General features: G+C 58.7%; 28 protein-coding genes, 2 tRNA genes and 1 riboswitch. Of the genes, 14 read left to right on the plus strand and 16 right to left on the minus strand.

The annotated features are described in order from the left end of the window. Positions 1-66: 66 nt before the first annotated feature. From MTP38_RS09230 to MTP38_RS09245, 4 genes are all read left to right on the plus strand, one after another. Positions 67-501 (plus strand): hypothetical protein, encoded by a 435-nt coding sequence (locus tag MTP38_RS09230; protein ID WP_097773868.1) that lies wholly within the window; start codon positions 67-69, stop codon positions 499-501. 48 nt (positions 502-549) lie between these two features. After that, complete coding sequence (locus MTP38_RS09235; RefSeq protein ID WP_097781461.1) at positions 550-804, plus strand: CPCC family cysteine-rich protein; 255 nt, start codon at positions 550-552, stop codon at positions 802-804. A gap of 188 nt (positions 805-992) precedes the next feature. Then, positions 993-1,457 (plus strand): hypothetical protein, encoded by a 465-nt coding sequence (locus MTP38_RS09240; RefSeq protein WP_097774989.1) that lies wholly within the window; start codon positions 993-995, stop codon positions 1,455-1,457. Further along, positions 1,454-3,178, plus strand: a complete 1,725-nt coding sequence (locus MTP38_RS09245) for a recombinase family protein (protein WP_442900519.1) — start codon at positions 1,454-1,456, stop codon at positions 3,176-3,178. The genes MTP38_RS09240 and MTP38_RS09245 overlap by 4 nt, the downstream gene beginning before the upstream one ends. Before the next feature lie 106 nt (positions 3,179-3,284). On the opposite strand, the gene MTP38_RS09250 is transcribed toward MTP38_RS09245, so the two are convergent. Further along, entirely contained in the window at positions 3,285-3,572 is a 288-nt protein-coding gene (locus tag MTP38_RS09250; RefSeq protein WP_227620261.1) for a hypothetical protein, read from the minus strand. A 168-nt stretch (positions 3,573-3,740) separates the two neighbouring features. Here MTP38_RS09250 and MTP38_RS09255 point away from each other — a divergent pair, with 168 nt between their 5' ends. Beyond that, a complete protein-coding gene (locus tag MTP38_RS09255) occupies positions 3,741-4,628 on the plus strand; it encodes a GDSL-type esterase/lipase family protein (RefSeq protein WP_249233387.1) in 888 nt (295 codons plus the stop codon). A gap of 194 nt (positions 4,629-4,822) precedes the next feature. On the opposite strand, the gene MTP38_RS09260 is transcribed toward MTP38_RS09255, so the two are convergent. Next, positions 4,823-4,898, minus strand: a tRNA-Ala gene (locus MTP38_RS09260). A gap of 140 nt (positions 4,899-5,038) precedes the next feature. Then, a complete protein-coding gene (thiT, locus tag MTP38_RS09265) occupies positions 5,039-5,611 on the minus strand; it encodes an energy-coupled thiamine transporter ThiT (RefSeq protein WP_227620259.1) in 573 nt (190 codons plus the stop codon). 85 nt (positions 5,612-5,696) lie between these two features. Beyond that, positions 5,697-5,797: riboswitch (TPP riboswitch) on the minus strand. A gap of 108 nt (positions 5,798-5,905) precedes the next feature. Here thiT and MTP38_RS09270 point away from each other — a divergent pair. Then, positions 5,906-6,157 (plus strand): sporulation transcriptional regulator SpoIIID, encoded by a 252-nt coding sequence (locus MTP38_RS09270; protein WP_015565655.1) that lies wholly within the window; start codon positions 5,906-5,908, stop codon positions 6,155-6,157. A 35-nt stretch (positions 6,158-6,192) separates the two neighbouring features. Here the strand turns inward: MTP38_RS09270 and sigG are convergent, their stop codons facing one another. The 3 genes from sigG to MTP38_RS09285 all read right to left on the minus strand — a co-directional run bounded on the left by sigG (position 6,193) and on the right by MTP38_RS09285 (position 8,719). Further along, positions 6,193-6,960 (minus strand): RNA polymerase sporulation sigma factor SigG, encoded by a 768-nt coding sequence (gene sigG / locus MTP38_RS09275; protein ID WP_249233388.1) that lies wholly within the window; start codon positions 6,958-6,960, stop codon positions 6,193-6,195. Between the two features lie 198 nt (positions 6,961-7,158). Then, positions 7,159-7,878 (minus strand): sigma-70 family RNA polymerase sigma factor, encoded by a 720-nt coding sequence (locus tag MTP38_RS09280; protein WP_249233389.1) that lies wholly within the window; start codon positions 7,876-7,878, stop codon positions 7,159-7,161. Between the two features lie 7 nt (positions 7,879-7,885). Then, positions 7,886-8,719 carry a sigma-E processing peptidase SpoIIGA gene (locus MTP38_RS09285; protein ID WP_249233390.1) on the minus strand — a complete coding sequence of 278 codons (834 nt, stop codon included), beginning with the start codon at positions 8,717-8,719 and terminating at the stop codon, positions 7,886-7,888. Positions 8,720-9,085: 366 nt separating this feature from the next. On the opposite strand from MTP38_RS09285, the gene MTP38_RS09290 reads away from it, so the two are divergent. The 8 genes from MTP38_RS09290 to MTP38_RS09325 all read left to right on the plus strand — a co-directional run bounded on the left by MTP38_RS09290 (position 9,086) and on the right by MTP38_RS09325 (position 17,485). Next, positions 9,086-9,159: transfer RNA gene (locus MTP38_RS09290), tRNA-Asn, on the plus strand. A 671-nt stretch (positions 9,160-9,830) separates the two neighbouring features. Next, positions 9,831-10,235 (plus strand): hypothetical protein, encoded by a 405-nt coding sequence (locus tag MTP38_RS09295; RefSeq protein WP_249233391.1) that lies wholly within the window; start codon positions 9,831-9,833, stop codon positions 10,233-10,235. Positions 10,236-10,683: 448 nt separating this feature from the next. Continuing rightward, entirely contained in the window at positions 10,684-13,020 is a 2,337-nt protein-coding gene (locus MTP38_RS09300; RefSeq protein ID WP_249233392.1) for a peptidase domain-containing ABC transporter, read from the plus strand. Between the two features lie 114 nt (positions 13,021-13,134). Further along, positions 13,135-13,542 (plus strand): hypothetical protein, encoded by a 408-nt coding sequence (locus tag MTP38_RS09305; RefSeq protein WP_249233393.1) that lies wholly within the window; start codon positions 13,135-13,137, stop codon positions 13,540-13,542. A 418-nt stretch (positions 13,543-13,960) separates the two neighbouring features. Next, complete coding sequence (locus MTP38_RS09310) at positions 13,961-14,338, plus strand: endonuclease domain-containing protein (protein ID WP_227620252.1); 378 nt, start codon at positions 13,961-13,963, stop codon at positions 14,336-14,338. A gap of 62 nt (positions 14,339-14,400) precedes the next feature. After that, on the plus strand, positions 14,401-14,856 hold the full coding sequence (locus MTP38_RS09315) for a hypothetical protein (RefSeq protein ID WP_227620251.1): 456 nt from the start codon (positions 14,401-14,403) through the stop codon (positions 14,854-14,856). Between the two features lie 2 nt (positions 14,857-14,858). Further along, the gene (locus MTP38_RS09320; protein ID WP_249233394.1) at positions 14,859-15,971 is read left to right on the plus strand and encodes an HlyD family secretion protein; all 1,113 of its coding nucleotides are present in this window, start codon (positions 14,859-14,861) and stop codon (positions 15,969-15,971) included. A 32-nt stretch (positions 15,972-16,003) separates the two neighbouring features. Beyond that, positions 16,004-17,485, plus strand: coding sequence for an Ig-like domain-containing protein (locus MTP38_RS09325; RefSeq protein WP_249233395.1), 1,482 nt, complete (start codon positions 16,004-16,006; stop codon positions 17,483-17,485). 439 nt (positions 17,486-17,924) lie between these two features. Here the strand turns inward: MTP38_RS09325 and glmS are convergent, their stop codons facing one another. The 10 genes from glmS to MTP38_RS09375 form a co-directional block, all read right to left on the minus strand. Continuing rightward, positions 17,925-19,757 carry a glutamine--fructose-6-phosphate transaminase (isomerizing) gene (gene glmS / locus MTP38_RS09330; RefSeq protein ID WP_249233396.1) on the minus strand — a complete coding sequence of 611 codons (1,833 nt, stop codon included), beginning with the start codon at positions 19,755-19,757 and terminating at the stop codon, positions 17,925-17,927. A gap of 443 nt (positions 19,758-20,200) precedes the next feature. Beyond that, a complete protein-coding gene (locus MTP38_RS09335; protein WP_227620247.1) occupies positions 20,201-20,758 on the minus strand; it encodes a hypothetical protein in 558 nt (185 codons plus the stop codon). After that, entirely contained in the window at positions 20,755-21,627 is an 873-nt protein-coding gene (locus MTP38_RS09340) for a DUF5685 family protein (protein WP_249233397.1), read from the minus strand. Before MTP38_RS09340 ends, MTP38_RS09335 begins: the two co-directional genes overlap by 4 nt. Before the next feature lie 259 nt (positions 21,628-21,886). Next, positions 21,887-23,107, minus strand: a complete 1,221-nt coding sequence (locus tag MTP38_RS09345) for a THUMP domain-containing class I SAM-dependent RNA methyltransferase (RefSeq protein ID WP_249233398.1) — start codon at positions 23,105-23,107, stop codon at positions 21,887-21,889. Between the two features lie 100 nt (positions 23,108-23,207). After that, positions 23,208-23,750 (minus strand): S1 RNA-binding domain-containing protein, encoded by a 543-nt coding sequence (locus MTP38_RS09350; protein ID WP_249233399.1) that lies wholly within the window; start codon positions 23,748-23,750, stop codon positions 23,208-23,210. 63 nt (positions 23,751-23,813) lie between these two features. Next, the gene (locus MTP38_RS09355) at positions 23,814-24,122 is read right to left on the minus strand and encodes a septum formation initiator family protein (protein WP_249233400.1); all 309 of its coding nucleotides are present in this window, start codon (positions 24,120-24,122) and stop codon (positions 23,814-23,816) included. Between the two features lie 47 nt (positions 24,123-24,169). Then, complete coding sequence (locus MTP38_RS09360; protein WP_227620242.1) at positions 24,170-24,631, minus strand: hypothetical protein; 462 nt, start codon at positions 24,629-24,631, stop codon at positions 24,170-24,172. Next, the gene (locus MTP38_RS09365) at positions 24,628-24,912 is read right to left on the minus strand and encodes a YabP/YqfC family sporulation protein (protein ID WP_227620241.1); all 285 of its coding nucleotides are present in this window, start codon (positions 24,910-24,912) and stop codon (positions 24,628-24,630) included. The genes MTP38_RS09360 and MTP38_RS09365 overlap by 4 nt, the downstream gene beginning before the upstream one ends. A 57-nt stretch (positions 24,913-24,969) precedes the next feature. Continuing rightward, entirely contained in the window at positions 24,970-25,257 is a 288-nt protein-coding gene (locus tag MTP38_RS09370; RefSeq protein WP_249233401.1) for an RNA-binding S4 domain-containing protein, read from the minus strand. Between the two features lie 206 nt (positions 25,258-25,463). Continuing rightward, positions 25,464-25,733: an HU family DNA-binding protein gene (locus MTP38_RS09375; protein WP_227620239.1), complete on the minus strand. Its 270-nt coding sequence runs from the start codon at positions 25,731-25,733 to the stop codon at positions 25,464-25,466. Positions 25,734-25,765: the final 32 nt, after the last annotated feature.

The raw sequence follows: 25,765 nt of genomic DNA on the forward strand, positions 1-25,765 counted from the left end.
CTTTCATCGGAGAGTATGGTATACTCGGCTTAGCCCAGTAAATCGAAATTTTCGGAGGCAAAGATTATGAAGAAAAAAGCAACAATAGTGTCTGTTATCATTGGGATTCTTGCTGTAGCTGCAATTATTGTATTTTCTGCATACCGGTCTTCGGAATCCTATAGAAAGGCAAAGGCAGCAATACAGTGGGACTGCTCTGTGACCTGTACAGAAGAATCAACTTCTGCTAAGTATGTAATCACATACTCTGATGTAAAAGTTTTATCCAAAACAGGTACACTAACAATTCAAAATAAAAATGATTTTGACATTGTAGTTCATTTGCTTTGCGAAGGTGAACAGGAAGTCGTATCTGACAATATTCCGGCGAACAGTTTTTATTCTTTTACGAATGTTACGGATAAAGAATATACGGTGGGTATTCATGCGGATGTTGGTGTAGCTGCTGACATTAGGGTCGTTGTATATGATGGAAAAGACACAGAGCCATATACCAAATAGCGCGACTAGCTAAACTCGATAAAATAGTACTTGCAGAGGTGAGCATATTTGAAAAAACATCAATGTCCATGTTGTGGGCATTTTACCTATACTGTTCCACCGGAAGAAGACTGCGGGTATATTTGCCCCGTTTGCTTTTGGGAAAACGATCCATTTATTGCTTCTGATGATGACCCCAGCGACTCAAACCACGGAATAACTCTAAACGAAGCAAAAGCCAATTATTTGGAATTTGGCGCCTGTGAAGAAGAAATGTTGCGTTATGTTCGTCCGCCCGAAAGCGATGAGAATGGACACTCGTAACCCAAACTTCTAGTTTGCCGTACTCGCTCTAAGCAGGGTTTGGGGCAGGCACGCCCCAACAAGAAACAGTCCCAAAGGGGACAGGAAATTTTCGAGTATTGAAAATTTGTGGCCACGGGACGATTCTTGCTCTCACGAAAACCCATATTTTTGAAAAAACGCTTTCCGCAGCCAAAGGAGGATGCACCATGAAAAAAGAGATCGAAGCCTTTGTCAACGCAGCCAACGAGCAGGAGTTGGAAGCCGCATGGAACAACCTCTCGGCAGAGGAACAGCGAGTTTTCGAGCAACTCATGGAGGAAGACTCACCCGAAGATGCACTGGCATTTTTCGCCCAGCTGTATGACGATGCCCCGAAAGAGCAGACCAGCGAGACTGTGAGCATCTCCGAAAATGAAATCTACTTCAAGCGGAAGCCCTTGACCGAAGAGCAGAAGAAACACGGCTCTTATGTGGACGAGAACGGCAACCTCCATGTCAAGAACCTGTCCGCTTTCTGGATTCCGGAACTGACCACCACGGAGAAAGTCGGTCACACCACCTACACCGTGACCGGCAGCTATGAGGGCAAGGAATCCTTTTTGAAGAAGCTGGAGCGCATTGTTGCCAAGAACGCCCAGCAAAAATTTGAAGATGAGGGTGCAGACGAATGACAACTGCGCCCAATTCTGCTATACTTGACCCGGTAACCAATCCTGTACTGACAGTTGCTCCACAGAGTAAGGAGGACACAACAATGTCTGGAGCAACGAATAAAATCACCGCACTTTACTGCCGACTGTCGCAAGAGGACGCACGGCTCGGCGAAAGCCTGTCCATTGAGAACCAGAAGGCTATCCTTCTGGAATACGCCAAAAAGAACCACTTCCCGAACCCGGTGTTCTTTGTGGATGATGGCTACTCCGGCACGAACTATGACCGCCCCGGCTTTCAGAGTATGCTGGTCGAGATCGAAGCAGGGCGTGTAGGAATCGTTATCACGAAAGACCTGTCCCGACTGGGGCGCAACTCTGCCTTGACGGGTCTGTACACAAACTTTACCTTTCCCCAGTATAGCGTTCGCTACATTGCCATTAACGACAATTACGACACCATTGACCCGAACAGCGTAAACAACGATTTTGCGGGTATTAAGAACTGGTTCAACGAGTTTTACGCCCGCGATACCAGCCGCAAGATTCGGGCTGTCCAGAAGGCCAAGGGAGAGCGTGGAGTGCCGCTGACGGTCAATGTTCCGTACGGCTATGTAAAAGACCCGGAGAACCCGAAGCATTGGCTTGTTGACCCGGAAGCGGCTGCGATTGTGAAGCGCATCTTCTCCATGTGCATGGAGGGACGTGGCCCGACCCAAATTGCAAACCAACTGTGGGTGGACAATGTTCTGACTCCCACCGCCTACAAGCTGAGCCATGGCCGGAGTACAAACGCACCTGCCCCGGAAGACCCTTACCGCTGGGATAAAAGAGCAGTAAGTTTGATTCTGGAACGCCGGGAGTACACTGGCTGCACAGTCAACTTCAAGACCTATACTAACTCTATCTGGGATAAAAAGAGACATCTGAATCCTGTGGAAAATCAGGCTATCTTCCCGGATACACATGAGCGCATTATTGACGATGATGTGTTTGAAAAGGTTCAGGAGATTCGTAACCAGCGTCACCGCATGACTCGGACAGGCAAGAGCAGCATTTTCTCCGGTATGGTCTACTGCGCTGACTGCGGTTCCAAGATGCAATATGGTTCGTCCAACAACAGGGACTTCAGTCAAGACTTCTTTGATTGCTCTCTGCACAAGAAGAACGGGAGCAAGTGCAAGGGACACTTCATCCGAGTAAAGGTTCTGGAAGGACGTGTACTGAGTCATGTTCAGCGGGTGACGGACTACATTCTCCGTCATGAAGACTACTTCCGCAAGGTCATGGAGGAGCAGCTTCGGGTGGAAAGCACCGAAAAGCTGACCGTCCTGAAGAAGCAGCTTGCCCGGAATGAGAAGCGGATTGTAGACCTCAAACGGCTGTTCATGAAAATCTACGAGGACAACGCCAATGGAAAGCTGAGCGATGACCGCTTCGACATGATGAGCCAGAGCTACGATGCCGAACAGAAGCAGCTGGAAGAGGAATCCCTCTCTATCCAACAGGAAATCGAAGTACAGGAACAGCAAATCGAGAATATTGAAAAATTCGTCCAGAAAGCGCACAAGTACGTTCATATTGAAGAACTCACTCCCTATGCTCTCCGTGAACTGGTGTCGGCTATCTATGTAGATGCCCCGGATAAGTCCAGCGGAAAGCGGGTGCAGCACATCCATATCAAGTACGACGGGCTGGGGTACATCCCTCTGGATGAACTGGAAGCAAAAGAAAAGGCGTGACCGAAGTCACGCCAAATCTTCCCCATTTAGGGAACTTTTGCAAATACTGTTTTATGGGAACTCTGCTCTTGCGGGGCAGCCCCTTTCAGCAGCTTGCGATTTGGGTTCAGACGTTCTCGTTTGCCTTCTGCAGCCAGATGCTGCCGATGTCCAGCGCATTGTACAGGCCGTTCTTGGTGGTCTGACGGGCCACGCGGGCCTCACGGGGCTTGGATTCATCGGTAGAGAGCAGCTGCAGATGGACCTTGTCTGCCACATCCACGCCGCCCACCGTCTTGGTGGACTGGATCTGCAGATAAAGCACATACGGGTCGGTCATACAGCCATAATACAGCTCATTGTCCTTGCGGACGAGGGGCTTGCCTTTATAAGTCAATTTCGGAGTAAATGGCATCGTGAAAGCCTCCCTATCATATTTGATTCACTTTAGTATATCATATTTATAATAGGAAACGCAAGGGCAGGCCCCCTGAATATAGGAATTTTTCCTCACGGGTTGCACGGGCCGGAGCGGTGCTGTATAATAGGGGTGAAAGCTATCGTTCCGCCACAGGAGGACATTATGGCAGATTATCAGGAATATCGCCGCCGCATCCTTCACCGGCGCTGGCGCAGGGTGTTCATCACCGCCGCGCTGCTCATCCTTTTGGTGCTTCTGGCCGCTGTGGGCATCCTCTGGAAGCGTCTCCACCGTGAGCCGTCCCCCAATACCGCCCAGCAAGGTCCCACCATCCTGCAGCAGGAGCTGACCGGCAGCGAGTGGAACACCATCAGCTACACTCCGGCCCGCCGCCTCAACGTCCAGACCCTCGACAACGGCATGACCGCGATGGATTTCCGCCTTGCAGCCCAGACCGCCAGCCCCGCCGTGGAGCGGAGCAGCTTTTCGGACGTCAGCTTCTTGGGCGACAGCCTAACGCAGGGGATGCAGCTGTACGACACCGGCCTGCCCAACGCCCATTTCTGCGCCTACAAGGGCGTCGGCCCCAACGCCGTCGTCAACAACACCACCTGCCGCCGGGCCGACGGCGAAAAGGAGATCCCGATGGAGGCGCTGGCCTCCCAGCAGCCCCGGGCGCTCTACATCCTGCTGGGCACCAATGTGCTCACCGCCGACAACGACTATTCCAGCTTCCTCACCTACTACCGGCTGATGCTGGACATGATCTCGCAGGCGCTGCCCAACACGAAGATCTACGTCCAGTCCATCACCCCCGTCCGGCCTGAAGTGAGCCAGAAGTCCCCCGGTCTCTACAAACAGCGCCTGTGTGAGATCAACGACGCCCTCTCGGCCATCGCACTGGAAAAGGGCTGCACCTTCCTGAACCTCTGGGAGGCGCTGGCCGACGAGAACGGCGACCTGATCGCCGAATACGCCCAGCCGGACGGCTACCATCTGCTGCCCGCTGGGTATGACGCATGGGTGGAGTATCTCTGCACCCACACCTGACCGAACCATAAACATAAATGAGAGATGCTGCCCCCAGAGCTTTCCGAGGCTTTGCTTTGCCCGGTCTGCTCCGGGGCAGCATATTTTTTTCGGGGTGTAACTGGGCCGAAAACGCTGCAGGCGAAGCAATGCAGCCCCCATCGGCTTCAGCAAAAAGAAAAGCACCGTACTTCCTGCGAAGTACGGTGCTTTTTTGGTGGAGAATAGCGGGATCGAACCGCTGACCTCTTGCATGCCATGCAAGCGCTCTCCCAGCTGAGCTAATCCCCCAGAGCTGGTGTGTCGTCCCTGACGACGTGGTTTATTATACCAGTCAAAAGAGCAGTTGTCAACATCTTTTTTTCAAAATCGTGCAAAAAAATCCCGCCGGAGCTTTTCAGGCTCCGGCGGGACTCTTATTCCGGTATCATTCAGGCCTTAGCATACTGGCGGTCGAAGATCTGGGGGGCCGCCTTGATGAGCAGCACAGCACCCACCACGGTCAGGAGAGTCTCCGGCAGCATATAGCTGGCGTTGTACCCGAGGCTGTAGGTCCATGCGCTCAGGCCCTCATTCAGGTTGCCCCAGACGAGGACGCCGGACAAAAAGCTGCACATAAAGCGCAGGAAGCCTGCAACAGCCGTACCGACGGCCACGCCGACCATCCGGTTCTTGAAGGGGCGGGCAAAGAACTCCGCCGTGCCCAGCGCCATGAACGCCACCAGATAGTCCAGCAGGATCTCGCCGAGGAAATAGAGGAAGGTGGGCGTCGGGGGTGCCCAGAAGCCCAGAAGCATCTGCAGGCAGCCGTTCACCAGACCGGTGAACAGACCCCACTTGACGCCGTGGCGGAAGGAGACGAGCACAAAGGGCAGCATACTCAGCAGAGTGACGCTGCCGCCGTTGGGCATGGTGAAAATTTTGATGTTGGACAGCACGGTGCCGATGGCGATCATCAGCGCGCACTCCACCAGCACCCGGGTCTTGGAGTAAGATTTCGACATGAGGATTCCTCTTCTCATAACAATAGTACACAAAAACAAAATGCGCCTGCTTTTCTGGCAGGCGCACGGGCTGTTTGTGAAAATCGGGACCTTTCCGCAAACTACCTACGCCGGCATTACCCGGATCAGGTTCAAGGGTCTCTGCTTACAGCAGATCTCAGCCTCACGGCGCCCCTGTTTTCATGTCCGCTTTCAGTATAGCCGCTCTGCGTCAAAAGTCAAGCCCCCGGCAGCATATCGGGCCAGCCGGACACATATTCTGGAACAAGCACATTTTGGCGGGAGGGAGCAGTCATGAAAGGTGATCCGGAACAGCGGGCGCTGCTGCTGGGAGAGTACATCGTGGAGCATGGAGCCACCGTGCGGGCGGCGGCGCGGGCCTTCGGATGCAGCAAATCCACCGTCCACAAGGACGTGTCGGTGCGGCTGCGGACGGTAGGGCCGGAGCTGTTCCGGCAGGTGCAGATGGTGCTGGCCCGGAACAAAGCCGAGCGCCACCTGCGGGGCGGCGCAGCCACCCGGGAGAAGTACCATAAGCCCCGATAACAAGAGCGGCGGTGCACTGTGTACCGCCGCTTTTGTCATGTCTGCCGGTGGAACTGCTCCAGTGCCGCCTTTTCCAGACGGCTCACCTGCGCCTGACTGATGCCGATCTCCTGCGCCACCTCCATCTGCGTCTTACCCTTGAGATACCGCAGCTCCATGATACGCTTCTCTCGCGGGGTGAGGCCCGCCACGGTCTGGCGGAACTGCAGCCCGCTGATCCAGCTGTCCTCGCCGTCGGGGTCGCGTACCTGATCGATGACGTAGACGGCATCCCCGCCGTCGGCGTAGACCGGCTCCTCGAGGCTCAACGGCTCCACCACCGATTCCAGCGCCGCCGACACCTCCCGGCGGGGCAGGCCGGTCTTCTGGGCGATCTCCTCCACGGTCGGCTCACGGCCCAGCTGCTTTTCCAGCTCCTCGCGGGACTGCATGGCCCGGTAGGCCGTGTCCCGGAGGCTGCGGCTCACCCGCAGGGCGTTGTTGTCCCGCAGGAATCGCCGTATCTCGCCGATGATCATCGGCACACCGTAGGTGGAGAACCGCACCTGCTGGGCCGGGTCGAAGTTGTCGATGGCCTTGATGAGGCCGATGCACCCCACCTGAAAGAGGTCGTCCATGTTCTCGCCCCGCTGCGAAAAGCGCTGCACGACGCTGAGCACCAGCCGCAGGTTGCCCTCGATCATGCTTTGACGAGCCGCCTTGTCCCCTGCCCGCGCCCGGGTGAGCAGGTCGCGCTTCTCCTGCTCGGACAGGATCGGCAGCTCGGCGGTGTTCACACCGCACAGTTCCACCTTGTTGTACATCCTCTCTAGCCTCCGGTGTCTTAGTTTCACCGGAAGTATGGCCGCAGGGACGGGGTAACATTCATTCCAAATTTTGTTGGCCTCTATAGCAAGGCCCGGTCTTTTGTGCAAAATTGCACTTCCAGCAGTCAGCAGAAAGTGACCCGGCTTGCCAATGGCTCCCCCTTTGGGGGAGCTGGCGCAAAGCGCCTGAGAGGGCTACTCTCCCAGCTGCTCCCTCAGCTGCCGTATGATGCGCTTTTCCAGTCGGGAGATGTAGCTTTGGCTGATGCCGATGGCATCGGCCACCTCCTTCTGGGTCCGCTCCACGCCGTCCAGCAGGCCGAAGCGCAGCTCCATGATCTGCCGCTCCCGGGGCGAGAGCTGCTCCACCGAGCGGCGGAGGCTGGCCCGCTCGGCGTCCTGCTCAAGGCGCTGGCCCACCTGATTTTCCTCGCTGCTCAGCACGTCCGACAGCAGCAGCTCGTTGCCGTCGCCGTCGATGTTCAGCGGCTCGTCAATGCTGGCCTCCTGCCGACGGTTGGAGCTTTTGCGCAGGTACATCAGGATCTCGTTGCCGATGCAGCGGCTGGCGTAGGTGGCCAGCTTGATGCTCCGCTCCGGGGTGAAGGTGTTCACGGCCTTGATGAGGCCGATCGTCCCGATGGACACCATATCCTCCGAGGGGACGCCGCTGCCCTCATACTTCTTGGCAAGGTAGACCACCAGCCGCAGATTGTGGGTGATCAGCGCATCCCGGGCGTCGGGGTCACCGTCGGCCATCCGGGCCAGAAGGGCTTTTTCCTCTTCCGGGGTCAGGGGCGGGGGCAGCCCCGGCCCGCCGCTGAGGTAGTGCGCGCCGCCCGTCCAGCTGAGTCTGGCCCAAAGGCCCTGCAAAAACTTTACAAATCGTTGAAACACAGGCAGATTTCCTCCCATCGTATCCTCATTTCCCCAACAGCGACGCCATCTCCGCGCTGACGAGGGCCGTCCAGCCGCCCTGCGGGGGCGGCGTATCGCAGAAGGCCGCATAGATGCCCTCCTGTGCCCTGCCGCCGCAGGAAAGCGCAGCGGGCAGGGCGGGCAGCAGACAGTGGCCCGCAACGGTCTGGCAGGGCACGAACCGCACGCCCCATTCCGGCCTCGGCTCTTCCCCGCCGCCCGCGAGGCAGCGTTCCAGATAGGTTTGCAGCGCCTCGGGCAGACGCACCGCCCCCAACCGCACCAACACCACGGCCCGGCCCGAAAGCGGCTCCTGCACGTGGAAGCCGGTGTCGCAGAGGGCTTTCAGCTCCACGCTCTGCCCCGCTACACGGAGCCGGGCCTCGAAGCAGGCCGAGCCGCTGCGCCCCAGAAGGCGCATCACCCCCTGCACCCCGCCGCAGACCCCCGCCGTGGACGCCAGCAGCAGCCCCGGCGACACCGGCAGGTAGAAGCTGAGGTTGTTGCAGGCCGCACCGGGCAGGAGCAGCGCCCCCGTAAGGGTCAGGTTGAGCAGGATGAACCATGCCGTCAGCCGGGCGGTGTTCCGCACGCCCTGCCAGCCGTAGGCCGCAGCCACGCAGAGGGCGGCAGTCGTACCTTTATAAGTAAGGGCCAGCGGCCACGGCGCGGTGGGGGCCAAAAGGACCAGCGACGACACCGCCGCCGTCCCCGCGCCGCCCACCAGCCGCAGCGGCGAACAGCACGCCCCGCACAGCAGCCCCGCCGCCAGCAGGAACGCTGCCCCCACCACGAAATTCACCAAAAGCAGCACGTCCAGATAGATGACCGTCCGCACAAGCCCCACCCCCTCTCTCTATGGTAGCAGAGCGGGAGGGGGAAAAGAGTCGGGAGGGGGGACAAAGCCTCTCCCTTTGGGAGAGGTGTCACCGCAGGTGACGGAGAGGGCAAGCCCATGGCGATAGAGCTGCAGGCACAGCGATATGCAGCGGCCTTTGTCAGAGCGATAGTACCGCAGCGCGGTCGTGTCGCTGGCAGCGTCCTTGCCCTCTCAGGCGCTTCGCGCCAGCTCTCCCAAGGGGAGAGCCTTACAGGAGCACTACAAAACCAATAAGTGTGCAAAAAATCACAAAAACCCCTTGCAAACTTTCCCGAGATGCGGTATAATACTTCTCGCGGCAAGGCCGCAGAGAAATGAATATCTGCCTCTTTAGCTCAGTCGGTTAGAGCACCTGACTGTTAATCAGGGTGTCGCCTGTTCGAGTCAGGCAAGAGGCGCTTTTGCGGCGGGGAGCTTTCCCCGCCGCTTTTTGTTTTCAAAGGCTCTCCCTTTGGGAGAGCTGGCGCGAAGCGCCTGAGAGGGCAAGGACGCTCACAGCGAAACTGCTGCGCGGCGATAACATCCCTCTGACAAAGAGCCTGCCTATCGCTATGTATGCGGCTCTATCGCCACGGGCTTGCCCTCTCCGTCACCTGCGGTGACACCTCTCCCAGAGGGAGAGGCTTTGCGAAACCGGTAGATTTCGTCCCTCTCGTGTAACCAAACTGTAGCCTTTTTCACATTATTTTCAAAAATTAAGGGTAAATTAAAAAAAGTCCTCTTGAAGAAATGGCGTATTTGTGTTACACTACATCCAAGCTGTAATGGCTTTTTTGGAGATTCTGGCGTTTTTGCCCCAGCCGAGCGGCTGTGAGGGGCAGGCGGCAGCGTATTTTCCACGCATTTTTTCTACTTTTTCCCTGTTTTGGCTGTTTTCTTGGCCGTTTGGCCTTGTGGCAGATGGGGAAGTATGGTAAAATGTAGTAGAGGTGTCTCCAAAAAGGCACTACAGCCCACTTAACTCGTGATGTTGCCGAGTGCGCACTCGGTTACATAGGTTTTCCCGGTTGCGCAACCGGGAGGAGACCGATCATATTCGTTTTTTTTCATTTGAAGGGAGTAATTCATTATGATGATGCCTGCAAACTTCTCTGCTGTCAACGCAGAGGTCGTCTACGGCGGTGCCGTGGCCGATTACCTGCCCAACGCTTGGACTGCTGCTAACGTGAAGCAGTTCTCCACCAATGTCATCACTCTGGTCAGCAACAGCTTCCAGGAGGGTATTATCAACGCAACTCTGGGCACCATGTTCGGTGGTAACTGGGGCGGCGACGACGGCCTCAAGCTGTTCGGCTCTGACGGCACCCTGAAGACTTGGCTGTACGGCGCTGACGCTGGCGATATGTCCTTCCTGAACAAGACCATGCGTACTCTGGGTCTGGCTTCTTTCGTCTACACTCTGGGCACCGCATCTGCTAAGGTCGGCTTCGAGAAGAATCCCGCCAATTTCCCCGTCACTATCAAAAAGATCTGATCGAGCTGTAATTGTTTTATCATTCTGCACGATCTGTAAAAAAGCGCGGCGGACTTTCGCGGTCCGCCGCGCTTTTTGTGCATTTCTTTTGTTACCAAACTGAGACTTTTTTCACATTTTTTTCAAAATTTAAGGGTTTATTAAAAATTGTCCTCTTGAACAAGCCGACAGAATGTGTTATACTATGCCTAAGGTTCAGGAGATGATACGTCAAAATACCTTCTCCGGGCCGACCAAAATGATCAAAGGGTAGGCGCTCCCTTCTTTTGATAGCAGCTGCTCTCTGCTCCGCTTGGCCGCAGGGCGGGGCGAGGCAGAGAGCTGTATGCTGCTTTTATCGGGAAGTGTGTAAGGCGCAGCAGTCAGAAGCCCTTTCTTCTTCGCCAAACCGTCCGTCCGCCAGCTGGCGCAGGGGCGTTTTGAGATAGAAACCAAAAAGGAAGCATCTATGCGTTATACCTACGTCCGGCAGCACGACACTACGGACTGCGCTGCCGCCTGTCTCGCAATGGTGTGCCTCCATTACAAAAAGGAGATCACCATCACCCGCCTGCGGGACATGATGGGTACGGACCTGAAAGGCACAAACCTGACCGGTCTGCAGAAGGCCGCGGAGGAGCTGGGGTTCAGCACCGCCGCCGTCCGCGTAGACCGCGAAAATTTCCTCAGTGAGTTTTCCGTCCCCTGCATCGCGCAGGTCATCACCGACGAGGGCCTCGCCCATTTCGTGACCGTCTTTAAAAAGACGACCATCAAGGACGACGGCGAGCGCCGGCGGCACGTCCTCAAGGAAGAGGAGGCACGGAAAAAATGCGCCGACGAGGGGAAGAAGTTCAAGTGTCGGGATTACGTCATCATCGGCGACCCGGCAAAAGAGCTGAAGAAGATCTCCCTCGATGAGTTCTATAAGAACTTTACCGGCGTCCTGCTCCTGCTGACCCCCACCTCGGAGTTCAAGGCAGGCAAGCAGGAGCATGGCAGTATGGTCAAGCGTTTCCTCGACCTGCTGCTCCCCCAGAAAAAGCTATTCTTCTACGCCATCCTCAGCTCGGTCATCATGACAGTTCTGGGAATCGCATCCTCGATGTTCAACAAGATATTGATGGATGAGATCCTCCCCTACGGTCTGAAGAGTCTGCTGATCTCGATGATTCTGGTGTTCAGCTTAGTCAGCGTCACCAGCGCCCTCATCAGCATGGTGCGGCAGTGGGTGCTCATCTATCTGTCCATCAAGATCGACATCCCGCTGATGCTGGGCTACTTCGGGCACGTCTTCAAGCTGCCCATGAAGTTCTTCGCCACCCGCAAGACCGGCGAAATTACGACCCGCTACTCCGACGCCAGCACCATCAAATCGGTGTTCACCAGCATCGCACTGAGCGTTGCGATGGATATTGTGATGGCCTGCGTTACCGGCGTCATCCTCTTCCGGATGAATGCCACCCTTTTCTCCATCTCCATCTTCACCACCCTGCTGAGCATCCTGCTCGTCTTCATCTTCAAGCAGCCCTTCAAGCGGATCAACGAAGAGACGATGCAGCAGTCGGCCATCCTGAACAGCCAGATGATCGAAAGTCTGCGCGGCATCGAGACGGTCAAGTGCAATGCAGAGGAAGACCGGGAGCTGGAAGCTCTGGAACGGGAGTACATCAAGAGCCTGAAGATAAGCCTGCGCTCCAGCAAGATCAGCACGGTGCAGTCCCTTATCTCCACCCTCATCACCACCATCCTCGGCATGGTAACGTCCTACGTCGGTATCATGCAGGTGCTGAATGGTGAGATGACGCTGGGCAGCTATATGGCGTTCAGCACCCTTTCCTCTTACTTTACTTCTCCGGTCAGCGAGCTGGTCAGCCTGCAGATGTCCATCCAGCAGGCACAGATCTCCATCAAGCGTCTGACCGAGATCATGGATTACGAGTCCGAGCAGGACGAGACCCGGGAATACACCGAGATGGAAAAGATCGACGGTGATATTGAGTTCAAGGATGTCTCCTTCCGCTACGGCAGCCGTTCTCCGGCCCTGAGCCACGTCTCCTTCACCATCCCCTATGGCAAGAAGGTGGCCCTCGTGGGCAGCAGCGGCAGCGGCAAATCCACCATCACCAAGCTTCTGCTCAAGTATTATGAGCCGGAGGAGGGTTCCATCAGCGTGGGCGGTGTCCCGCTGGACGAGTACAGCAATGCCTCTGTCCGCCGCGCCATCGCCTATGTCCCCCAGAACGTCGAGCTGTTCAGCAAGACCATCTACGACAACATCCGCATTTCCCGACCGGAGGCCAGCCTCGATGAGGTCAAGGCTGCTGCCAAAAAGGCAGATGCCCACGAGTTCATCCGGAAGCTGCCGCTGCAGTACAACACCTACCTCGAGGAAGCCGGCAACGGCCTCTCGGGCGGCGAGAAGCAGCGCTTAGCATTGGCCCGGGCCTTCCTGAAGGATGCGAACCTCTATATCTTGGACGAATCCACCAGTAGTCTGGACTTTGGCACAGAGAATACCATCTTTGATATGATCTACAACCAGCTTGCAGACCGCTCGATGCTGATCGTCGCCCACCGCCTCTCGACCATCCGGGATTGTGACCTCATTCTGGTCATGGATCACGGCGAGATCGTGGAGCGGGGCACTCACGAAGAGCTGCTGGCAAAACAGGGCAAGTACTACGAGCTTTGGAGCCTGCAGCAGGGCATTTTCCGCAACAAGAAAAAAGCGGAACAGCCCGCACCTGCCGCCGCCGCGAAAGTGGTGGAGGACGAGGACGATGGCGAGTCCATCACCTACTAATTCGTTGCAGCCGCGTGCGCACGCGGTTACATAAATGGCTTTCTTTCCGGATGCGCATCTGGGAACTGGGCCGACTAAATTTGTTTTTCATTCATTTGAAGGGAGTAATTCATTATGATGATGCCTGCAAACTTTACTGCTGTTAACTCTGAGGTCGTCTACGGCGGCGCTGACCTGTTCTCCGTTCTGGCTGACACCACCGCTCCTATCTGGAACGCTGCTAACGTCAAGCAGTTCAACACCAACGTGATCACTCTGGTCAGCAACTCTTTCCAGTCTATCTTCACCGAAAAGGTTCTGGGCACCATGTTCAGCGGCAACTGGGGCGGCGACGACGGCGTCAAGCTGTTCGGCGACGAGGGCACCCTGAAGCTGGCTCTGTACGGCGATGACGACATGGGCTTCGGCAACAAGGTCATGCGTACTCTGGGTCTGGCTTCTGTCGTCTACACCCTGGGCACCGCTCCTGCCAAGATCGACTTCAACGACGGCGTCGCCTCTTTCGATGCTAAGCTGAAGTAATCGGTAACCCCTAAAATCTGAAGTGTATTTCGTCCGGCGGCTCTCGGGCCGCCGGATGACAATGCCTCGTAATGGTATGCCCGGAGGCACCTGCCTCCGGGCATATCTTATTTTTTTATAAAATTTACAGTTTGGCTCTTTATTCCACACCGCCAAACCGTTATAATAAAGTGATGCCTAATATTCATCGTAGGATGAGTAATAGGTGATAGCAAAATGTAGAAACCTCTCCGTCACGGCTGACGCCGCGCCACCTCCCCTAGCGAGGGGAGGCCTTGGCATTCCGCGAAGCCACACCTCTTCGCCAGAGGCTCCCCTACTAGGGGAGCTGGCTGCGAAGCAGACTGAGAGGTTGGACGAAGGACAGCCTGACCGGGCAGCCTCTGGCTTGTGGTCATCGAGAAACAGGAGATGTTCTATGCCTGTGCACAACCTGCCCTATGACCGCCGCTTAAATTCTCGTGCAAGGGGCCTTCGTCACGAAATGACGCCGCAGGAGCGCAAACTTTGGTTTGGCTTTTTGCGCAATTATCCGATAAAAATCTACAAACAGCGCGTGATAGAATTTTTTATCGTAGACTTTTATTGCGCAGAAGCAAAGCTGGTCATTGAATTAGACGGCTCTCAGCACTATACTGAGCAGGGGGTGCTTTACGACCACGAGCGAAGCTGCATCATCGAGCAATATGGCATTGAAGTGCTGCGCTTCTCCAACCGTGAAGTAAATCAGCAGTTTGAAGCTGTCTGCGGACAAATCGACTGCACGATCCATCGGCGCATTGCCCCCGCAGAATAAGATTCTACCTTTTGCTATTGCCTATTACAAGCAATGAAACCAAGAACAGGTGGTATAAAATCATGAGAGAGATCCAGACCGCAGAAAACAAGACCCTCAAGCTGACCAACGTGGTCAGCCGCCGCATCCAGCCCGAGGAGTTCAACAATATGCAGATCGTGCTGACCCAGCTGCACAACTTCATCAAGAGCAGCGGCGCGCAGCCCCTCGGCCCCATCATCCAGTGCGTCAAGATCCCTGCTGGCCCCAACCCCCAGCCCGAGGTCTACATGATGCAGCAGGCTACCCAGCTCATCCCCCGCATGGAGGCCGGCTACACCATGGACGCCGTGCTGCGGGTGCGCAACTGCCTGTACGCCCACTACGTCGGCCCCATGAGCCAGAGCGGCCTTGCCTCCCAGAAGCTGAACATCATGGCTTTCGAGCATGAGCTGGAGCTGACCGGCACCGTCTACACCGTCTTCGTCAATCAGGACGACGACGAGGGCGTGGTCGATACCTTTATGGAGACGAAGTGATTATGACGACGACCATCCGCGACATCACCGAGCTGCAGGACCGCCGCATCATGATGGAGAAGAAGCTGCCCCCCTTTGGGTATGCGCTCATCCTCCTGACGGCCGCTCTGATGCTTTTCCTCGTGGTGTGGAGCACCAAAAACTACCGCACCTACGTCAGCCAGTCCAGCGGCACGGTGCAGGCCGCCAACAAGACCTACATCATGTCCAGCTACTCCGGCTCCATCACCGAGCTGAATGTCTCTGAGGGCACCTACGTCAACGAGGGCGACCTCATCGCCCACATCAAGAGCACCGACCTCGATATGCAGCAGGACAGCATCCAGAGCCAGCTGGACATCTACAAAAAGCAGAAGTCCCAGTACGAGAAGCTGGTAAAGTCCATTCAGGACGACAAGAACTATTTCAGCGAAACGGACATCGACGATCAGCCCTACTACTACCAGTATGAGACTTACAAGAGTCAGGTGGCGCAGAAGGCTTTCGACGCCTCGCCCTATCAGGCCGCAGGCTACTCCGACGAGCAGATCAAAGCCCTGATGGAGCAGAACCAGAGCGAGGTGGAGGCGCTGTATTACTCCACCTTGCAGTCCATCTCCGCCAGCCTGACCAGCGTGCAGAGCAACATCGACAATCTGCAGAGCCAGCTGGACGCCCTGAACACCGGCGCCAACGACTATTACATCTACGCCCCCACCTCCGGCGTCATCCACATGGACACGCCCTATAAGGTGGGCATGGTGCTGAGCGCCGGCACCCCGCTGGCCACCGTCGCCAGCGAGAACAGCGACCTCGAGGTGGTGGCCTACGTCACCCTCAGCGACCGGCCCCTCCTCCATGTGGGCGACCCCTGCAAGATCGCCATCACCGGCCTGTCGGAGTACTCCTACGGCACCCTGACCGGTACCGTGACCTCCATCGACAGCGATGTGACCGCCAGCTCCTCTGGCTCCTACTACAAAATGACCATCACCCCGGACAGCACCTATGTCATCAGCAACAGCGGCGACAAGGTCGATCTGTCCAACGGCATGAGCGTCACCGCCCGTGTGGAGTACGACAAGCTGACCTATTTTGAATACGCGATGGAGGCTCTGGGCGTCCTGTTCCGCTGAGCGCACACCAACGCCCAAAGAGGTACGAAAGAATGAAACTGAACCCGAAAATGCTGGCCGTAAGCGCCGCTCTGCTGGGTCTGCTGGCCGGCGGCGCTGCGCTTCCGGCCGGAGCCGCCAGCCCCTTTGCGGCCGCCCCGGCTGCCATCTCTCTGCCGTGGCTTGCTGCGGAGGTGGAGAGCGTCGAGACCGGCAGCTACGCCTCCACCATGACGGTGGGCACGGCGCAGCAGCTCTCGCCCGTCATCCTGCCCGCCAAGGCCGCACGCACCGCCACGGTGACTTTCCTGTCCAATGACCCCACCATCGTGTCCGTGACGTCTGAGGGCGTGGCACAGGCTGTGGGCGTCGGCACGGCGCAGGTCGTCGCCAGCGCGAACGGCGTCAGCTGCGTCTACACCATCACCACCGAGCTGGACGACTCCATGATCGTCAAAGAGATGGACATCACGCTGGCTTCGAACACCATCTCCGTCGGCGACACCACTTCCCTGTCGCTGGGCGTGCTGCCCACCAGTGCATCGAATTACGCCAGCGTGAGCCTCAGCTCCTCGAATCCGGCTGTGGCCACCGTCAACAACTTTGGCAAAGTCACCGGCGTTGCCCCCGGCACCGCCACCATCACCGCCACCTGCGGCGATGTGACCGCCTCGGCCACCATCAAGGTCGTCAACAGCGGCGTGGATCGTCAGTCCCTTGACCTGAACACCAGTTACGTCGTCCTGAAGCCGGGCGCAAGCCGCACCATCACCGGAAAAGTGACTCCCTCCTCGGCCTCCCAGTCCCTTACCTTCAAGTCGAACGACTCCAAGGTGGCTTCTGTGAGCGCCAAGGGCGTCATCACCGCTGTGGGCACGGGCGCGACCTCTGTGGTCGTGTCCAACGGCACGGCGTCCGCCTCGGTGACGGTCATCGTCAACCGCAGCGCATCCAGCGGCGGCTCCGGCAGCGGTGACAACAGCGGCGACGGCAGCGGAGAGGCCCTCATCGACCCCGTCGTGGAGGCCATCGAGGCTGCCGAAGGCGATGAGGTAGCCTTCGCACAGCGCGAAGTGCCCGTCGTCACCAGCGAGATGCTGAACGCCCTCCGCCTCAGTGGCAAGACCCTCGCGGTGGAGGCCGACGGCTACACCATCCGCATCGCAGGCACCGGCGTGAAGAACACCGCCGCACAGGTGAGCACTGCCCTGAGCTTTGCCCCCTCTGAGTACGGCGTCACCTTCACCCTCAACGGCGGCGCAGCTCTGCCCGGCGTCGTTCAGGTCGAGATGACCGGCGACAACGCCGCCTACACCCGCGTCTACCTCCACAACGCCGTCAAGGGCAAGTGGCAGTTCCTCAACAGCTACAGGGATCATGTCCTCGAGGCAGACACGGCGGGCGAATATCTGCTGACCACCCAGAATCTCCGCTTCGTCCATGTGGACTTTACCTTCTTCATCGCGGGTCTTGTGGTCATCGTAGGCATCATCATCGCCTATATCGCCATCAAGAAACGCTATTGGTTCTGGTAATACCCTCTCAGGCGCTGACGCGCCAAGGCCGGGTTGCGGCTCCCAGCGTCTGCTTCGCTGTCGCTTGCATCCTGCTGGCCGCTGCCCCAACAGCTCCTCCCTGTTTCCGCCGCTGGCGGCGGTCGTCGCCGTTGCCCCCAGAGGGAGAGCCATTGGCAGGACGAGAAACATCCTGCTGACCACCGAAAGTCTCTGATATTTCATAAAAAATAGTGCCCTGCTATAGAGGGCAGCAGCTTCAGGACATATTCCTTGTCAAGCTGCTGTGAACCTCTGTAGCAGGGCACTATCTTTTACGTTATATTGAGCTTCCAGCGGTCAGCGCAGAGTTTCCCGGCACGCCAGTGGCTCCCCCCTTGGGGGAGCTGTCACGCCTGCGGCGTGACTGAGAGGGCAAGCCGCTGCCGGGGAGCTGTCTGCCGCAGGCAGACGGAGAGGTTTACTCCACCGTCACGCTCTTTGCCAGATTGCGGGGCTTATCGACGTCACAGCCGCGCAGGACGGCCATATAGTAGGCGAACAGCTGCAGCGGCACGATGAGCTGCAGGGGCATCAGCAGCTCTTCGTAGTCGTCCAGACGCACCACATAGTCGGCCACGCCGTCGGGAACGACGGCGTCCTTGGTGGTGAAGAGGATGACCCGTGCGCCCCGGCTCTTGGTCTCTTTGGCGTTGGAGATGGTCTTCTCGTACACCTGCTTCTGGGTCGCCAGCGCGATGACCGGCACGCCCTCGGTGATGAGGCTGATGGTGCCGTGCTTCAGCTCACCGGCAGCGTAGGCGTCCGAGTGGACGTAGCTGATCTCCTTGAGCTTCAGGCTGCCCTCCAGCGAGAGGGCGTAGTCGAAACCGCGTCCGATGAAGAAGCAGCTCTGGGTGTTGACAAAGCGGCTGGCGAGGTATTTGATCTGCTCACAGTCCGCCAGACGGGGCTGGATGACCTCCCCGGCCCGCAGCAGCTCGGCAGTCAGGCGCTTGGTCTCAGCCTCGCTCAGACGGCCCTTGGCGTAGGCCAGACGGAACGCGAAGAGGTAGAGGGTGCACAGCTGCACCATATAGGCCTTGGTAGACGCCACAGCGATCTCCGGGCCGGCATAGGTGTAGAGGACGTAGTCCGCCGCGCGGGCGATGGAGCTGCCCACCACATTGACGATGGCCAGCACCGGGACGCCCCGGCTCTTGGCGAGGCGGAGAGCCGCCAGCGTATCGCTGGTCTCACCCGACTGGCTGATGATGATAACGAGATCCTCGGGGTCGAGGATGGGGTCACGGTAGCGGAACTCACTGGCGATGTCCACTTCGGCATGGACGCGGGCCAGCCGCTCGATGGCGGTCTTGCCCACCATACCGGCGTGCATGGCCGTGCCGCAGGCTACGAGGTGGATGTTCCTGATCTTCCGCAGCCGCTCGTCGGTCAGCTCCGGGAGGCGGAGGTCGGGCATACCATCCTCCACACGGGGGCTGACGGTGGCGGTGATGGCGGCGGGCTGCTCGTGGATTTCCTTGAGCATGAAGTGGGGATAGCCGCCCTTCTCCGCGGCCTCCTCGTCCCAGTCGGCGGTCAGCACTTCCCGCTCCACCGGCTTGCCAAAGGCATCATAGAACCGGATGCCGTCGGCCTTGACCACCGCCATGTCGCCCTCCTCGAGGACGCTGTAGCGGCGGGTATACTTGAGCAGGGCCGGGATGTCGGAGGCCACGAAGTTCTCTCCCTCGCCCCAGCCCACGATGAGGGGGCTTTCCTTCTTGACGGCGTAGATGGTGTCCGGCTCGGCCCGGAACAGCACGCCCAGCGCATAGCTGCCGCGCACCATCCCCAGCGCCTCCCGCAGAGCCGTCAGCGGGCTTGCCTTGGGCTGGGTGCAACAGAAATAGTCGATGAGCCTGACCAGCACCTCGGTGTCCGTCTCGCTCTCAAAGGTGACGCCCTTGGCCATCAGGTCGGCCTTCAGGGGGCCGTAGTTCTCGATGATGCCATTGTGGACGATGCTCACGCGGGGGGTGGAGTGGGGATGGCTGTTCACATCGCTGGGTTCGCCGTGGGTGGCCCAGCGGGTGTGTCCGATGCCGCAGAAGCTCTCGGGCAGGTTCTCTGCCTCCAGCTTGCGGCGGAGCACCTCCAGCCGTCCCTTGCTCTTGACGACGTGGATGCCGCCCTCCAGCGCCAGTGCAACGCCTGCGGAGTCATACCCACGATATTCCAGCTTTTCCAGCCCGTTCAGCAGCACTTCCTGCGCACTGCGCTTTCCCGAATAACCTACGATGCCACACATACAAAACACCTCCATGCCGACAGCCCGGCGCGAACGCGCACTGCGGCTGTCAGCCTCTTACGATAAGTTTATGTTCTTGTATGGCTTTCTTTGAAAGGAGTCTGTTGCGGTATTGCTGCCGTTTTTTCTCCTTTTTCTGCGGCTGGTAGCCTTAGAAGCGACTTTCATTGCCATAGCATCCCGTCTATCCGGCACGCTCTGACGATGAAAGCCCCTTCTTTCAACCGGAGGGACACCCGCCGAAACTTTCGATGATCCCTCTCCTCGTCACCCTCACGGCTGTCACCCGCGTGGCCCGGCGCTTTCTCGTCAACTGAAGTAGTCTTATCCCCTCTTTCTGTCTCTTCCTGCCGACTTCCAAAAACAAAAAACAGCTCCTTCCGGAGCTGTCAGAAGCCGACAGAAAAGGTCGGTTTTATTTATATCATAAAATGGGCCGCTCGTCAATGGACGCCCAGCATTTTGTGGAGCTTCGGCTGCCAGACCAGATGGTAGAGCATCAGCATATTGTGCAGTGCGCGGTCGTAGAGCAGAAAGGCCACATTGCCCATCGCCAGCGTCACCAGCGAGACGGCCAGCGCCGTGGTGCGCAGCTCCTCGGCGATGCTGCCTGCCGGCACCAACAGCAGCACCAGCCCGTACATCGCCAGCACAGCGCCGTTGCAGAGCAGCAGCTTGCAGACGGCCCGCAGCAGAGCGGGGCGTATTTTCTCGAAATAAGGCTTTGCCAGCGGATAGTACCCCAGCAGGAACACGAAGGTCAGCGCCACCTCCTTGTCCGGCACGAAGAGCAGGCTCAGCAGGCTCACCGCGCCGTAGGCCGTCAGGGCCATCGTCCGGCCGCACTCCACGCAGACCGTGGCGATGAGGAAGCTGGCCACCGCCGGGGCGATGAACATTGCGATGGGAAAGACCGCTCCCATAAGCATCATGGCCACGCTGAGCGCTGCGGCCATGCCGCAGTAGGCCATTGCCCAGCTCTTGCTTCTGCGGCCCTTCACGGCAGCTCCCAGCGCACCGGCTGGTTCTCGGCGTCCAGCGGCTCAATGGCGTGTCGGAGGCCGAGGAGCATGATGTTGTCCAGCAGGGTGCGGTTGAGCTTGACGTCCAGCATCCCATAGGCCCGGACGAGGTCGTTGGCGATGGCAAGGGCCTGCCGCCGGGCGTTTTCCCGGGCGGCGTTCCGGTCATAGATGCCGTTCACGAGGAAGATGTTGTAGCGTTTCTTGTCCTTGTCCCGGGAAAAGCTCTCGGCTTTGTCCAACAGGTAGGCCGCACGGCCGATGCAGCTGCCGATATAGTGCATACTCTTGCGCTGGTTGGGGTCGTCCGTGGCCAGAAGCGAGTAGAGCGCACCGTAGAGGTTGCCCTTCGGCTCTGCGGCCAGCAGGTAGTTCTTGGCGTTCAGGGCCATCTGGACGTTGGCCTGATCGCGCTCCTGCGCGAAGATACGCTCCAGCGCCGGATTTTCTGCCGCAGCCTTTTTATAGGCTCTGCGCAGCAGCACGGTGTCCACCACCCGGCGCACCTTTTTGCCGACCGGAAGATCCGCCCATTGGGCATCCTGAATGCGGTGCCAGCTGAGCAGGATTTCCACCTGTGCGGCCAGCCGGATGCCCTGCGTCTGACACATCATATTCTGCCAGAGCAGTGTGCCGGGCACCCGCATCCGCTTGCAGGTCGCCGGGCGGCCTGCAAGACTATCGGCCAGCAGTGCAAACAGCACGCCGTTGTAGCGCAGGCCATAATAACAGGGATAGATCCCATAGGTAGTGTAAAGCTGACGGCGTACGCCCCGCAGATACCACTGATAGGTGTTGTAGTCCCGGATGGTCAGCTCCGGCAGATAGGGCCGCATACGTCCTCTCATTCTGATCTTTCCTTTCGTCCGCCGCGCCGACGAGCTGGGCGCAGCCTCTTTTTCGGAGGCCTACGCCTCCCACAGCCATGAATATTAGTATAATCTATTTTTCGCCTGCGTTCAACCATTCTCTTGTAAATTTACAGCAATTCAACATCTCCTGCGACGGCAGCAGCGATGCCGTTTTCGTGCTTCGCGGTTTTACTGACCTGCGATAAGCAGGAAAAAGACCGCACGCTGCTCATTCGTCGTGCGGTCTTTCGGGACTTTATTTCTTTTCAAAACGGCCCGTGTGGCCGGGCTGGGTGCGCTTGCCGTCAAAGCCGCTCTTGGGCATCGGCTTTGCGGGACGGGCCTGCTCCGACTTAGGGGCGTTGTAGTACATATACAGCTGACAGGGGATCATGCCGTTGTACATCTTGCGGCGCTTGTTGGCCCGCTTGCCGTAGTGGTGCTCAAAGTCCATATCAGCGGTGATGGCGTAGACGCCTGCGCAGGGGTGAAGCTCCATCTGCTGGCCGAGGGTACGGGCCAGCTTGGCAGCGCCCTCGATGGTGCTCATCCGCTCGCCATACGGGGGATTGGTCAGGACGATGGCCTCGCTTCGGGCTGCGAAGTCGGCCACATCAGCCACCTCGAAGTGGCAGCGCTTCTCCACACCGGCCAGCTTGGCGTTGGCGTTGGCGAGAGCCACTGCGGCGGGGTCGATGTCGTAGCCGAAAGCCTCGAAGCCCACGTCCAGCTTGGATTCCGCCAGAGCCTTCTGGCGCTGCTCGGCCCAGACGGCGGCGGGCACAAAGCTGTACCGCTCGGCGGCAAACCGGCGTTTGAGGCCGGGGGCGATGTTCATGGCCTTCTGAGCAGCCTCGATGAGGAGGGTGCCGCTGCCGCAGAAGGGATCCTCCACGAGGCTGTCGCGGCGGACACGGCCAAGGTCGGCGATGGTCGCAGCCAGCGTCTCGCGGATGGGGGCCTCCATGGAGTTGCGGCGGTAACCGCGCTTATGGAGGCCGTCGCCGGTGGTGTCCAGCATGATCTCGCAGACATTCTTGCGGAGCATGAAACGGATCTTATACTCTGCACCGGTCTCGGGCAGGCTGGTGGTGCGGTGGCCCTGCATCAGGCGCTTGACGACCGCCTTCTTGATGATGCTCTGGCAGGCCGGCACGCTGGACAGCTGGCTGTTCAGCGAGGAACCAGTGACCGGGAAAGCCGCATCGGCGGGCAGAAGCTCCTCCCAGTGGATGGAGTAGACTCCATCGAACAGCTCGTCGAAGGTGGTGGCCGTATAGGTGTTGAGGAGCAGCATGACCCGCTCCACCGTGCGGAGGTTGAGGTTGGCGGCGGCGATCATCTCCGCACCGCCTTTGAAGGTCAGACGACCGTCGCTGACCCGGATGTCCTCGGCACCGATGCGGCGCAGCTCAAAGTTGGCCGTGGATTCGCACCCGAAAAAGCAGGGGGCGATGAGTTCAAATTTTGCAGGCATTCTGGTTTCCTTTCCTGTCGGGTGCAGCAGCTGCCGCACCAAAAAACAGGCCCGCCCCGCTGGGGGCAGGCCCAAAGCTTCTTCGTCTTGTGCGGACGGCTCAGCGGCTGCCGCGGCGTCCCCGGGGAGCATAGCCGCCGCCCCGGCGGTTGTTGGTCTCGTGGTCGAGGTCTGCCATCTTCTCCTCGCTCTGGCTCTTGAAGCGGCTCATCATGTCCTCGAAGCTCAGGTTATCGCTCTTGGCCGGGGCCTTGGGCTGCCATACCCGGGGCGCAGCGTCCCGGGCCGGGCCGCGTCCGCCCTGCGGACGGCCGCCGGGGCCGTTGCGGCGGAAGCCGCCCTCCCGCGGGCCGTTACTGTTACTGTTGGGGCGGGGGCCTCGGCCCTCCCGCGGGGCGCGGGGTGCCGGAGGCAGCAGCCGCTTGATGGACAGTGCGATCTTGCCATCCGGTGCCACATTGATGACCTGCACCTTCACGGTGTCGCCGTCGTGCAGCACCGTTGCAATGTCCTGGACATACTCGTTGGACACCTCAGAAATGTGGACCATGCCCACGCGGCCCTCCGGCAGCGCAACGAATGCGCCAAACGGCTTTACGCCGGTGACACGGCCTTCAAAAATATTCCCTACCTCAATCGCCAAAACTCAATACTCCTTGTTGACTAATATGTTTTCCTCCGGCCGCAAGCCGCCGGGGGCGCGGCATCAGTTGCCCGTCACATCCACGAAGATGCGCTCGTTGGCCGCCGCATAATTATAAGAGTCCCGGGCGACCCACTCGGTCACGTCATCCGAATCGCCGCTGAGGATGCGCTGCATCTCCTCGTTCTGGGTCTTCTGCTGCTCGATCTGCTCCTGCAGGGTGTCCAGCTCCGCTTTCTTGGAGCTGAGCGCCACCTGATTTGCGATGTATGCCGCCAGCATACTCAACAAAAACAGAGCGAACAGCATCTTCAGCACAGCACCCACGACGGATGCCTTTCTTTTCCGCTTTCTCCGGCTCGGATTTGCCATAACACAGTGCCCCCGTTTTCAACAGCAGGCCCAATGCGCCTGTACTCTTACTTTGATACGTTTGAATTATACAACATACGCGGCGGTGTTGGCAAGCTCTTTTTCGGTTTTTTTGCAAGTCTTTTTTCGTTCCGCCGTACTTTGGCGGCGGCACGGGCGGCTTTCCACGGGGCGATGCACCGGGCCGCAAGCTTTACAGGCCCCAGCAGCACCCGGCCCGCCAAGGCCTCTGCCTCCGCAAACAGAGGCCGGAGCACCGCCTGCACCGCACCGGCGGCGCAGAACGCCGCCAGCGCCATATAGCCCCGCAGCTGCCCGGCCTGACTCTGGGAGACGGCATAGCCCTGCAGGGCCATCAGCACGCAGCCCACAAAGAGCAGGTCGGGCAAAAAGGCCGCCCGCCCCCGGGTGGGCAGGACGGCCCGGGCCGCGCCGAGCACACCGCCCAGCAGCCCGCAGGCCAGCATCTCCTGCCCCACCGCACCGGGCGGGAGGGCTGGACCCATCATCGGACGAGGCGGCGCAGAAAACCGCCCGGCGTGTGCTCTGCGGTATATTCCAGCGTGTCCACCCGGCCTGCAAGCTTTACCTCGCCCTTGTCGAGGTCGAGGCTGGTGATGCTCAGCTCTGCCCCGGTCAGCTCCAGCGTGCCCTTCGAGGTCAGGAGGGCCGCGCCCTCTGCGTCGCAGCGGAGGACCCGCCGCACGCCGGTGGCGGTCAGCCTGTTCCGCCCCTCCAAGATGAGGTCATGCGGCAGGGCCTGCTCCGGCTTTGCGTCCTGCTGTTTCATGGCACACCCCTCCCCTTTTCTGTCATCCTATGCGGGGAGGAGCCTGCTTATGCCGTTTTACTCGGCCTGTGCCGGGTCGTGGGCGGCAGCGAGGACGCTGTCCTGCTCGATGATCTCGTACATTTCCCGGGCCACGTCCTTGGTGCGCGGCTCCACATCGGAGAGGACTTTGACCTTGATGGGCCGGTTGCCGAACGTCACCTCGATGATGTCCCCGGCCTTGACGGCCTGACTGGCCTTGGCTGTCTTGCCATTGATGAGGATGCGGCCCGCATCGGCCACCTCATTTGCCACAGTGCGGCGCTTGATGAGCCGCGAAACCTTCAGATATTTGTCTAAGCGCATTCTAAACTCCTTATCAACCTCTCAGTCTCGCTGTCGCTCGACAGCTCCCCTACCGAGGGGAGCCTCTGGCGAAGAGGGAAAGCTTTCCGGAATGCCAAGGCCTCTCCTCGATAGGAGAGGTGGCACGCCATAGGCGTGACGGAGAGGTTATCCCTCCTACAAAAAAACCGCCGGGCCTAAAGGTTCCGGCGGCGGTGGGGCCTCTCTTACAGGGTGTCCTTCAGAGACTTGCCCGGCTTGAACACGATGCTCTTGGAAGCAGCGATGGTGATCGGCTCGCGGGTGCGGGGGTTGATGCCCTGACGCTCTGCGCGCTCACGCACCTCGAAGGTGCCGAAGCCGGAGATGGAGATCTTCTCGCCCTCGGCCATCGCCTTGCCCAGTGCCTCGAATGCGGCGTTGACAGCCATCTCGGCGCTCTTCTTGCTCATCTCAGTGTTTGCCGCAACCTGTGCGATCAGATCGGTCTTGGTCATAATAAAAGCCTCCACAATATTCTCAACATTTT

This window comes from Faecalibacterium sp. I3-3-89, from assembly GCF_023347275.1.
Taxonomy (GTDB): Bacteria; Bacillota; Clostridia; order Oscillospirales; family Ruminococcaceae; genus Faecalibacterium; species Faecalibacterium butyricigenerans.

What these genes read in the sequence shown, in the direction of transcription:
- MTP38_RS09320 (WP_249233394.1), top strand. Translation starts at nt 14,859, where the DNA reads ATGACGACGACCATCCGCGACATCACCGAGCTGCAGGACCGCCGCATC.
- MTP38_RS09375 (WP_227620239.1), bottom strand. Translation starts at nt 25,733, where the DNA reads ATGACCAAGACCGATCTGATCGCACAGGTTGCGGCAAACACTGAGATG.
- MTP38_RS09370 (WP_249233401.1), bottom strand. Translation starts at nt 25,257, where the DNA reads ATGCGCTTAGACAAATATCTGAAGGTTTCGCGGCTCATCAAGCGCCGC.
- MTP38_RS09270 (WP_015565655.1), top strand. Translation starts at nt 5,906, where the DNA reads ATGAAAGGTGATCCGGAACAGCGGGCGCTGCTGCTGGGAGAGTACATC.
- MTP38_RS09340 (WP_249233397.1), bottom strand. Translation starts at nt 21,627, where the DNA reads ATGAGAGGACGTATGCGGCCCTATCTGCCGGAGCTGACCATCCGGGAC.
- thiT (WP_227620259.1), bottom strand. Translation starts at nt 5,611, where the DNA reads ATGTCGAAATCTTACTCCAAGACCCGGGTGCTGGTGGAGTGCGCGCTG.
- MTP38_RS09245 (WP_442900519.1), top strand. Translation starts at nt 1,454, where the DNA reads ATGACAACTGCGCCCAATTCTGCTATACTTGACCCGGTAACCAATCCT.
- MTP38_RS09305 (WP_249233393.1), top strand. Translation starts at nt 13,135, where the DNA reads ATGATGATGCCTGCAAACTTTACTGCTGTTAACTCTGAGGTCGTCTAC.
- MTP38_RS09250 (WP_227620261.1), bottom strand. Translation starts at nt 3,572, where the DNA reads ATGCCATTTACTCCGAAATTGACTTATAAAGGCAAGCCCCTCGTCCGC.
- MTP38_RS09240 (WP_097774989.1), top strand. Translation starts at nt 993, where the DNA reads ATGAAAAAAGAGATCGAAGCCTTTGTCAACGCAGCCAACGAGCAGGAG.
- glmS (WP_249233396.1), bottom strand. Translation starts at nt 19,757, where the DNA reads ATGTGTGGCATCGTAGGTTATTCGGGAAAGCGCAGTGCGCAGGAAGTG.
- MTP38_RS09280 (WP_249233389.1), bottom strand. Translation starts at nt 7,878, where the DNA reads ATGGGAGGAAATCTGCCTGTGTTTCAACGATTTGTAAAGTTTTTGCAG.
- MTP38_RS09310 (WP_227620252.1), top strand. Translation starts at nt 13,961, where the DNA reads ATGCCTGTGCACAACCTGCCCTATGACCGCCGCTTAAATTCTCGTGCA.
- MTP38_RS09300 (WP_249233392.1), top strand. Translation starts at nt 10,684, where the DNA reads ATGCGTTATACCTACGTCCGGCAGCACGACACTACGGACTGCGCTGCC.
- MTP38_RS09365 (WP_227620241.1), bottom strand. Translation starts at nt 24,912, where the DNA reads ATGAAACAGCAGGACGCAAAGCCGGAGCAGGCCCTGCCGCATGACCTC.
- MTP38_RS09315 (WP_227620251.1), top strand. Translation starts at nt 14,401, where the DNA reads ATGAGAGAGATCCAGACCGCAGAAAACAAGACCCTCAAGCTGACCAAC.
- MTP38_RS09345 (WP_249233398.1), bottom strand. Translation starts at nt 23,107, where the DNA reads ATGCCTGCAAAATTTGAACTCATCGCCCCCTGCTTTTTCGGGTGCGAA.
- sigG (WP_249233388.1), bottom strand. Translation starts at nt 6,960, where the DNA reads ATGTACAACAAGGTGGAACTGTGCGGTGTGAACACCGCCGAGCTGCCG.
- MTP38_RS09230 (WP_097773868.1), top strand. Translation starts at nt 67, where the DNA reads ATGAAGAAAAAAGCAACAATAGTGTCTGTTATCATTGGGATTCTTGCT.
- MTP38_RS09355 (WP_249233400.1), bottom strand. Translation starts at nt 24,122, where the DNA reads ATGGCAAATCCGAGCCGGAGAAAGCGGAAAAGAAAGGCATCCGTCGTG.
- MTP38_RS09325 (WP_249233395.1), top strand. Translation starts at nt 16,004, where the DNA reads ATGAAACTGAACCCGAAAATGCTGGCCGTAAGCGCCGCTCTGCTGGGT.
- MTP38_RS09255 (WP_249233387.1), top strand. Translation starts at nt 3,741, where the DNA reads ATGGCAGATTATCAGGAATATCGCCGCCGCATCCTTCACCGGCGCTGG.
- MTP38_RS09360 (WP_227620242.1), bottom strand. Translation starts at nt 24,631, where the DNA reads ATGATGGGTCCAGCCCTCCCGCCCGGTGCGGTGGGGCAGGAGATGCTG.
- MTP38_RS09295 (WP_249233391.1), top strand. Translation starts at nt 9,831, where the DNA reads ATGATGATGCCTGCAAACTTCTCTGCTGTCAACGCAGAGGTCGTCTAC.